Here is a 5,832-nt window from a genome sequence, read left to right on the forward strand (position 1 = left end):
GACTCGGATCCTGTCCGACCGCAACGGTGCGGCGGACGATGCGACCCGCAAGGTGATCCTTTGTTCGGGCAAGGTCGCATACGATCTGATGGAAGCGCGCGATGCCGCCGGGATCGACGATACGCAGATCATTCGCATCGAGCAGCTTTACCCCTTCCCCGGCGAACCGCTTGCCGCGCGCCTCGCGCGCATGCCCAATCTGGATGAAGTCGTCTGGTGCCAGGAAGAACCGCGCAACAACGGGGCCTGGTTCTTCGTCGACCGGTTGATCGAGGATGCGGCGCGGGATGCCGGCAAGGCCGGATTGCGTCCGTGCTATGCCGGGCGCGAGGCGGCGGCCTCACCCGCAACAGGTTACGCCAGCCGCCACAAGGCGCAGCAGGAGGCGCTGGTCAACGCCGCGCTGGGGCTCGACGCCGGCACGAATGCCGATGTCGGGTACGACTGCTGAGAATGACCAGAGTTCAAGGATAACAACGACATGGCGACTGAAATCAAGGTTCCGGCACTGGGCGAAAGCGTGACCGAGGCGACCATCGGCGAACTGCTCAAGCAGCCCGGCGATACCGTGGATGTCGACGAGCCGATCGTCAGCCTCGAGACCGACAAGGTGGCCGTGGAAGCCCCCTCCCCCGTGGCCGGGCGGATCAAGGAGTTCCGCGTCGCGGTCGGCGATACGGTCGAGGTCGGCGCGGTGCTCGCCATCGTCGAGGATGATGTGACCCCTGGCGAAAGCACCGAGGTCAAGCCGCGCGAAACCGCACAGCCGGCCGACGAGCAGGCGCCCGACGAAGGCGAAGCGCCTGCCGCCCCGACTGCCGCCCCCGCCGCACCTGCATCGACGCAGGCCAAGGACGCCGCCGGCGATGCGGCCCTTTCGCTGAGCCCCGCAGTGCGCCGCGCGGTGCTCGAACACGGCGTCGATCCGGCGAGCGTGAAAGGCTCGGGCCGCGACGGACGGCTGACCAAGGAAGACGTCGAAGCCGCTGCCCGCGCGCGCAAGGACGCCGCACCCGCACCCGCCCCTGCCGCCGCGCCCGCTGCTCCGGCGGCGGCATCGAATGCGGCGGCCGGCGAACGCGGTGAAGAGCGCGTCAAGATGACGCGGATGCGCCAGACCATCGCCAAGCGGCTGAAGAGCGCCCAGGATACCGCCGCGCTTCTCACCACCTTCAACGACTGCGACATGACCGCGGTCATGGAGGCGCGCGAGAAGTACAAGGATCTGTTCGCCAAGAAGCACGACATCCGCCTCGGCTTCATGGGCTTCTTCGCCAAGGCCGCCTGCCTTGCGCTTAAGGACGTGCCCTCGGTCAATGCCTATATCGAAGGCGACGAGATCGTCTATCACGACTATGTCGACATCTCGGTCGCGGTGAGTGCTCCCAATGGGCTGGTCGTCCCGGTTGTGCGTGATGCCCATGCCAAGGGCTTTGCCCAGATCGAGAAGGACATCGCCGATTTCGGCAAGCGCGCCAAGGACGGTACGCTGACGATGGAGGACATGAAGGGCGGAACCTTCACCATTTCCAACGGCGGCGTCTTCGGCAGCCTGATGAGCACGCCGATCATCAACCCGCCGCAAAGCGCCGTCCTCGGCCTGCACCGGATCGAGGATCGCGCCGTCGTGATCGACGGGGAGATCGTGATCCGCCCGATGATGTACATCGCGCTGTCCTATGATCACCGCCTGATCGACGGGCGCGAGGCAGTGACGGCGCTCAAGATCATCAAGGAAGCGATCGAGGATCCCACCAGGATGCTGATCGATCTGTGAGGACCTTGTCGAACCGACTCACAATGCTTCTTGGTGCTGCAACTCTCGAACTGGCCACATGCGGACAAAGCGATATGTGTATTGGCGAAGGCGACGAGGAAGGCGCCGCCGACTGCATTCGCGATTGTGCAATCGCGTGCACGCGAAAATCTTAGCCTCGCCGGCCTGATGGCCGGAGGAGCGGCTGGGCTACGGGGCATCATCACCCATGCGCCGACAAAATTTTGAAGATTGGAACGAATTCGATGACAACCTAAGCCACAGCATGACGACGATTGTGGATGATGAGCGATGAACCGAATTTCCCTTAATCTTTTTCATCCGAAGACATTCCATCAGAACGGTTATGTTATATAACTCATTTATCGTTCGTTGGATAACCGGAAGGACTCCAGGATGGGACTGAGAAATAATATTTCGGAGCATTTTCGCGGTCGGCGGGACGAACTGCTTCGATCCATGATCGTAAAGCTTCCGCGGAAGAAGGATACGCTCACCATTCTTGATCTTGGAGGCCGGCAAGACTACTGGAAACGCGTCGGATATCCATTTTTGCAGGATGCAAATGTTCATATCGTAATTCAGAATCTTTATGCTTCAGAGTTCAGGGACGACGAGCAGGCGCCCGAGGGTATGTTCAGCCATTCGGTGGGAAACGCGTGTAATCAGAATTATGCCGACAACCATTTCGATTTTTGTCATTCGAACTCAGTGATCGAACATGTCGGACTGTGGTCCGAAATGGAGAAATTTGCTAACGAAACGAGACGGGTCGCAGTCTCGTATTACGTGCAGACACCGAATTACTGGTTTCCGATCGAACCGCACTTCCCCAAGTTCCCGTTTAATCATTGGTTTCCACGCCCAGTTCGTGCGGGTCTGATGAGAGCCCTTCCATTGTCGAGCACGGGCCGTGCAAAAAATACCGGAATCGCGTATCGCAAGATCGACAGCGCCAGGCTTCTTACCAAAGGGCAGATCAAATATCTTTTTCCGGACGCGGTCGTGAACGCCGAGCGCCTCGCCGGCCTGCCAAAATCCTACATTGCGACCCGAATAGGGTCGACCTCTGCGTACTGAATGGAACAAAAGTATATGGTTGACCAGACTTACGACTACGACGTCCTCGTCATTGGTGCCGGGCCGGGCGGTTATGTGGCCGCGATCCGGGCGGCGCAGCTTGGTCTGAAGACGGCCTGCGCGGAAAGCCGCGAAACGCTGGGCGGCACCTGTCTCAATGTCGGCTGCATTCCGTCGAAGGCGATGCTCCACGCCAGCGAGTTCTTCGACGCTGCGGCGAACGGCACCATGGCGCAGATGGGGGTCGAGGTGACGCCTACCCTCAACCTCGAAGCGATGCACGCCCAGCGTCGCGATGCGGTGAAGCAGCTTACGGGCGGGATCGAATTCCTGTTCAAGAAGAACAAAGTCGACTGGAAGAAGGGCCGCGCCACCTTTGTCGATGCGCATACCGTCACCGTGGGCGAAGAGACGGTGACCGCGAAGAACGTCGTTATCGCGACCGGATCCTCTGTCACTCCGTTGCCCGGGATCGAGGTCGATAACGAGGCGCAGGTGATCGTCGATTCAACCGGCGCCCTCGAACTTGAAAAGGTGCCCGGCCGCATGGTGGTGATCGGCGGCGGCGTGATCGGGCTCGAGCTCGGCAGCGTCTGGCGGCGGCTCGGTGCAGAGGTCGTGGTGGTCGAATATCTCGATCAACTGCTTCCTGGCATGGACGGCGATGTGCGCAAGGAAGCGGCCAAGATCTTCAAGAAGCAGGGCATGGCGCTCCGGCTGTCGACCAAGGTTACCGGTGTCGAGGTAAGAGACGGCAAGGCGCAGGTCAGCGTCGAACCCGCGGTGGGCGGAGAGGCCGAGACGATCGAGGCGGATTGCGTCCTCGTGTCCATCGGCCGCCGCCCCAATACCGAAGGGCTCGGGCTCGACAAGATCGGGCTCGAGGTGAACAAGCGCGGGCAGATCGAAACCGATCACGAGTTCCGCACCGCGGTCGACGGCGTCTGGGCCATCGGGGACGTGATCCCCGGCCCCATGCTCGCCCACAAGGCCGAGGACGAGGGCATCGCCTGCGCCGAAAACATCGCCGGCCAGACGGGCATCGTCAATCACGCGATCATTCCGGGCGTCGTCTACACCTGGCCTGAATTCGCCGGCGTCGGCCTGACGCAGGAAGAGGCGCTGGAGCAGGCGGGCGGCGACAAGGCCAAGATCAAGGTGGGCAAGTTCCCGATGCTGGCGAACAGCCGCGCCAAGACCAATCACGAGCCCGATGGGTTCGTGAAGGTCATTGCGGACGCCGACAGCGACCGCGTGCTGGGCGTCTGGGCGATCGCATCGGTCGCGGGAACGATGATCGCGCAGGCGGCTCAGGCGATGGAATTCGGCGCGACGAGCGAGGATATTGCCTACACCTGCCACGCGCACCCGACCCATTCGGAAGCGATCAAGGAAGCCGCCATGGCGGTGCAGGGCAAGCCGATCCACGTCTGATGGCTGGCCGGCGGGTCACCGCTGCGCTCCCCCTGCCGGCGCTTTGTGCGCTCATAATCCCGGTGTGTGCCGGGATCGGCTGGATGGCTCTGGTCGAGGCTCCCGCCAGCTATCGCATCGTCAACGCCGCGGCATTGGCGCTGGCATGTCTCTGGATCGTCTTTGCTCGCGCCCCGTCGGGCATATCGGGGTGGCGAGTGATCGGCGCGGCGGCGGTGGCGGTGCTTGCGGTTCCTCTTGTTGCAGGACCTTCGGTCAGCGGCGTCAACCGGTGGATCGAGATTGGCGGGTTAGCGCTTCACAGCGGGTTTCTGGCCCTCCCCGCCCTCGTGGTCGCCTCGGCGCGGGACCGGCGTTGGGGAGCAACCATGCTCGCCGCCGCCCTGCTGCCGCTGGTCATCCAACCCGACGCCGGCACCGGCCTCGCATTGACCTTCGCGGCGGCAGGGATACACGACCGCACGCGGGAATGGCGTTTCGGCATGATCGCGATCCTTGGCTTCTTCCTCACGCTATCGATGGCGTTCCGGGGGGAATTGCCGCCCCAGCCTTTCGTCGAGCGCGTCCTGCAACAGGCGCTGAGCGATCATTTCATGCTGGCCCTGATGCTTACGGCCGGTCTGATCGTCGCTTTTACAGCGATCATTCGGGGCATCGGCGCCGACCCCGCCGAACGTTACGGCCTGGCAGGGGCGCTGTTCGGTTTCTTCGTCATGGCGCTTGTCTCACACTATCCCTATCCGCTGATAGGGTACGGGGCGTCGTCCATTCTTGGCTTCGGCCTGGCCATCGGACTGGCCGAGAGCGGCAGGCCAAGGCCTGCTGGCTGACCCCGCCCCCTCAAATTGTGCAAGAGTTTGGCGCGAAGGGTATGGTAGGACTCGCTGCATGCAGCAATTGGCCGAACACTTCTGGAACTTTCGCGGCACTTTCAAAATCGCGAAGGTAATCGATATCGGAACCCACGCGTCCCTCGTGAGGCGTAGCGACGGCCGGTTCCTGATGCTCGACAGCTACGGGTTCGAGGACGAGGACCGGCGCGAATTGTTGCGTCTAACCGATGGCGGGTCTGCCATCGAGGCGATCCTCAACGTCCATCCGTTTCACACGATCCATTGCCGTGCGGCGCACGCCCTCGCCCCCTCGGCGCGCCTCATCGGAACGCGTCGCCACACCGAGCAGGCGCCTGACCTTCCATGGGAGAAGGCGTTCATCGAGGATGCCGAAACGCAGGCGCAGTTCGCCAGCGATTTGGAATTTTCGGTTCCCACCGGCCTTGATCTGGTGACTGCGGACGACAGGGTTCATGCCGCATCGGTCCTTGTCCGTCACAAGACCAGCAAGATCGTGCATGTCGACGATACGTTGAACGTCCTTGCCGGTCCGGGATTTCTGAGAACTATCCTCCCGCAATCGCGGCTGCGATTTCATCCGATGCTGAGCAAGGCGTTGCAGCCGAGAAAGGAGGCAGCGGCGGACTTCCGGCGATGGGCCCGCGACCTGGCGGAAAGCTGGGCGGAGACGAGGACAGTATGCGCGGC

General features: G+C 62.3%; 5 protein-coding genes and 1 pseudogene. All 6 read left to right on the forward strand.

Annotated elements, in window-relative coordinates; translation table 11 throughout:
* Positions 1-451 (forward strand): annotated as a pseudogene (gene sucA / locus ACHFFA_RS10480) (2-oxoglutarate dehydrogenase E1 component); the annotation flags it as partial.
* Positions 452-481: 30 nt separating this feature from the next.
* Positions 482-1,777: a 2-oxoglutarate dehydrogenase complex dihydrolipoyllysine-residue succinyltransferase gene (gene odhB, locus ACHFFA_RS10485; protein ID WP_394270793.1), complete on the forward strand. Its 1,296-nt coding sequence runs from the start codon at positions 482-484 to the stop codon at positions 1,775-1,777.
* Between the two features lie 396 nt (positions 1,778-2,173).
* Complete coding sequence (locus tag ACHFFA_RS10490; protein WP_394270794.1) at positions 2,174-2,857, forward strand: methyltransferase domain-containing protein; 684 nt, start codon at positions 2,174-2,176, stop codon at positions 2,855-2,857.
* 15 nt (positions 2,858-2,872) lie between these two features.
* Entirely contained in the window at positions 2,873-4,291 is a 1,419-nt protein-coding gene (lpdA, locus tag ACHFFA_RS10495) for a dihydrolipoyl dehydrogenase (RefSeq protein WP_394270797.1), read from the forward strand.
* Positions 4,291-5,121, forward strand: a complete 831-nt coding sequence (locus ACHFFA_RS10500; RefSeq protein ID WP_394270795.1) for a hypothetical protein — start codon at positions 4,291-4,293, stop codon at positions 5,119-5,121. Before lpdA ends, ACHFFA_RS10500 begins: the two co-directional genes overlap by 1 nt.
* 58 nt (positions 5,122-5,179) lie before the next feature.
* Positions 5,180-5,832: hypothetical protein (locus ACHFFA_RS10505; protein WP_394270796.1), on the forward strand; the 653-nt coding region annotated here is incomplete at its 3' end.

This window comes from Qipengyuania sp., from assembly GCF_043423005.1.
GTDB lineage: Bacteria > Pseudomonadota > Alphaproteobacteria > Sphingomonadales > Sphingomonadaceae > Qipengyuania.